General features: G+C 63.0%; 4 protein-coding genes. 2 read left to right on the forward strand and 2 right to left on the reverse strand.

Going from position 1 to position 3,305, the window contains the following annotated elements; genetic code table 11:
* Nucleotides 1–536: hypothetical protein (locus VIG32_01915; protein HEY8296766.1), on the forward strand; the 536-nt coding region annotated here is incomplete at its 5' end.
* A gap of 180 nt (nt 537–716) precedes the next feature.
* Here VIG32_01915 and VIG32_01920 read toward each other — a convergent pair.
* Entirely contained in the window at nt 717–2,069 is a 1,353-nt protein-coding gene (locus VIG32_01920) for an MBL fold metallo-hydrolase (GenBank protein ID HEY8296767.1), read from the reverse strand.
* The gene (locus VIG32_01925) at nt 2,062–2,679 is read right to left on the reverse strand and encodes a hypothetical protein (protein HEY8296768.1); all 618 of its coding nucleotides are present in this window, start codon (nt 2,677–2,679) and stop codon (nt 2,062–2,064) included. Before VIG32_01925 ends, VIG32_01920 begins: the two co-directional genes overlap by 8 nt.
* Before the next feature lie 18 nt (nt 2,680–2,697).
* On the opposite strand from VIG32_01925, the gene VIG32_01930 reads away from it, so the two are divergent.
* The coding region (locus VIG32_01930) for a succinylglutamate desuccinylase/aspartoacylase family protein (protein ID HEY8296769.1) at nt 2,698–3,305 on the forward strand (608 nt) is incomplete at its 3' end.

A 3,305-nucleotide genomic window follows, 5' to 3' on the forward strand; every position in this document is an offset into this window, starting at 1 on the left:
TCAACACGATCGCGACCATGGGAACGTTCGTGGTGATCGCCGCGAGCGCCGTGGCCGCCTTGATCCAACTGCGGCACATGAGCGCCGGTAATCAACTCGATGCGATTCTCTCGCTCGAGCGCGATTTCCGCAGCGAGCCGATCCAGAACGCGCTCCGCTTCGTTCAAACGGATCTGCCGGCGCGGCTGAAGGAGACGCAATACCGCAGCGAACTCGAGACGCGCGGTTTCGTAGACTCGCGCGTGCACTTGGAACTCGACGCGTGCAACTGGTTCAATACGATGGGAGGACTGCTCAAGAACAGGCTGGTCTCCGAGAAAATCTTCATGGACCTTTTCGGCCGATTGATCGTCTACTATTGGAGCGCGCTCACTCCCGTCGTCGCGCTCATGCGTCGCGAACGCGGCAACGTGCAATACCACGACTTCGAGTATCTCGCGATTCGCGCCAAAGACTGGCTAGCCCACAACCCCGAAGGCACCTTCCCCCCACGCACCGCCCGCGAATCAATAACCGACCCCTTCATCGAAGCCTAACCCCCCGCCGCAGGTTCGACAAGCTCATCCTTCGACAAGGGCACCGCTCTGCTTTTTTGTTTTGTCATCCTGAGCTTGTCGAAGGACGGAGCCTGTTAAACGACGATGGTTCGACAAGCTCACCATGACAACGTACGGACCCACCGCTGTCGAACGGACGATGGTTCGACAACCTTACCCTTATAGCGTGACGGTTTTGCCGCGTTCGCCGGGATCGGCTTGCCAGCCGAAGTGCGTTTGCGCGAGTTGGACGAGCGCTTGCGCCGATGCGGGTTCGCCGTGGATCGCGTAAAGATGCGGCTTAGTCGTGCAGGTCGAGAGCCATTGCGTGATCTCGTTGCGATCCGCGTGCGCGCTGTAGCCTTCGATCTGCACGACGTCGGCATTCACGTCGAGCGTGTCGCCGTAGATCCGAACGGTCTTCGCGCCGTGAGTCATGTAGAAACCGAGCGTGCCGACGCCTTGATATCCCACGAACAAGATCGTCGCATTCGGGCTCGGAATGTTCTTGTGCAGGTGATGGAGCACGCGGCCGCCCGAGGCCATGCCGCTGGCCGAGATGATGATGTGCGGTCCCGAGACCTCGTTGATCGCTTTCGATTGGTCGGTCGAAACCGCAACGGTTAAATTGCGACAACCAAACGGCGTGGCCGCGCTGTCGTTGGGAATCGGCTTGTGCGCCTCCGGGAATCGCTCGAAAAGATCGTCGACCTTCGATGCCATCGGGCTATCGAGAAAGACCGGTACGCCGGCGATCGACGGCTCCTGCGTCTGAATCTCACCAATCGAGAGCAGGATGTCTTGCGAGCGCTCCACGGCAAACGCGGGAATCACGATCGCTCCGCCGCGTTTCACGCCCGCGAGCAACACGCCGCGCAGTTGGTCGAGCGCATCGGGCGGATGAACGCGATCCGCATAGGTCGATTCGCAGAGCAGCGTATCGACCGCACCGATCGGCGACGGGTCGTTCAACAGCGCGCGTCCGTAACGGCCGACGTCGCCCGAAAAGAGCACCCGCTTCCCTTCGAGTTGCAGCACCACGAATGCCGAGCCGATGATGTGTCCGGCATTGTGGAATCGAGCCGTGGCGCCGCAGACGGAGAAGTCTGTCTCGGGCGGGATCGCGCGTACGAGTTTCATGGTTGCGATCACGTTGGCTTCATCGTAAAACGCCGGCGGCGCGTGTTTCTCGCGATCGAATCCGCGTTTCGCGAGGTGCGCCTGCAGGTTAGCGGCGTCGTCGAGCACGATCTGCATTAGCGCGGCGGTCGCGGGCGTGCAATAAACGGCACCGGCGAAGCCGTCTTTAACGAGCTTCGGGAGATAGCCGACGTGGTCGATGTGTCCGTGCGTGACGATCACTGCCTCGATCGCGCGGGGTTCGACCGGCATCGGAATGCTGTTCAGCGCGGTGACGTCGGCCGCGCCTTGAAAGAGGCCGCAATCGATAAAAAGATGGCGGCCGTTGGTGGTGAGCAGATGCTTGCTGCCGGTGACGGTGCCGGCGGCGCCGACGAATGTGAGTTCAGCCACGTGTCTCCTGCGTACTGTGTCGCGCCTCGGGCGCGGGAGTGACGTTGCGGTCGTAGGCCTTGGCGGTCGGCAGCTGATTCGTCCGATAGGTCGTGAGACAGCGGTCGACCAGGGTCTCGGGATCGTCGTCGGCCACGATCGTCGAGCCGGTGTCCTTGTGTACCATCGCGGCGATGGCTTGAAACTCGTTTGAAATGCCGCCGGAGTTGGTGAGGATGCCGATCAACTTGCCTTCGTCGTACGCGATGCAGAACTCGCCCAGCGTGCCGCTGCGGCCGCCCACGAAGAGCACGAAGTCGGAGCTGTGAATGTTGTGCGTTTCGCGGCCCATCAAGCCCGACCCGGTAAAGACCATCGTCGTGTACGGCTCGAGCGGCGAGTTGTACACGTTCACGTGTTCTTCTTGCGAGAGCGCCGGCGAGACGCCGAGGCTGATGCCGCCGGCCGCGCTAGCGCCGACGACGGCGGCGTGCGGGAGACCGGGGCAGGCGCCGGTCACGATCGTGCAGTCGCGCTCGGCAATGCGCCGCCCGAGGCGATTCGCGAGTCCGAGCGCCGTTTCGGAGATCGTCCCGCCCGCCGACCCCATAACGCCGATTTGGATCTTCATACGTCGAACGTTAGAGCTATGAGTTATGACGCCCTTGAAACGCGCTGGAAGGCGCTGCGCGCGAGTCACGGCGTCGCCGTTCGCGAAGTCGCCTGCGTGGGCGCACCGCGAACGCTGCTCTGCGCCGAATTCGGCGACGCGACCCAGCCGGCGATCGCGCTCGCGGCCGGCGTCCACGGCGACGAGCCGGCGGGTCCGTGGGCGCTGCTCGAACTCGTCGAGAAGCGGGAACTCGATCCGCGGTTCGCCTATCGCATCTGGGTTTGCACGAATCCGAGCGGCTATCGCCTCGGCACGCGCGAGAACGCGGAAGGCCTCGATGTGAATCGCACGTTCGGTCGCGGAGGGCAGTCGCCCGAAGCGCGCGCGATGCTCACCGCCAATCGCGATCGCAAGTTCGTCCTCTCGATCGACCTGCACGAAGATTGCGACGCCGCCGGGTTCTACTGCTACGAATACGGTGGAAGCGAACTCGGAAGTGCGATCGTCGCAGCCATGGATCGCGCGGTGTTGCCGGTTCAGCCGCTCGACGCGGCGTACGATCTTGGAGCACCGCTAGCCGCGGAGCACGTTCGATTCGAACGCGGCCACGTGTTGCCGAATGTCTCCGCGGAGGGCGCGTCGCT

The sequence above is a fragment of the Candidatus Baltobacteraceae bacterium genome (assembly GCA_036559195.1).
In the GTDB taxonomy this organism is placed as follows: Bacteria; Vulcanimicrobiota; Vulcanimicrobiia; order Vulcanimicrobiales; family Vulcanimicrobiaceae; genus JALYTZ01.

Bases quoted from the DNA above. Each gene is read 5' to 3' on its own strand.
- VIG32_01925 (HEY8296768.1), bottom strand. From the start codon at position 2,679: ATGAAGATCCAAATCGGCGTTATGGGGTCGGCGGGCGGGACGATCTCC.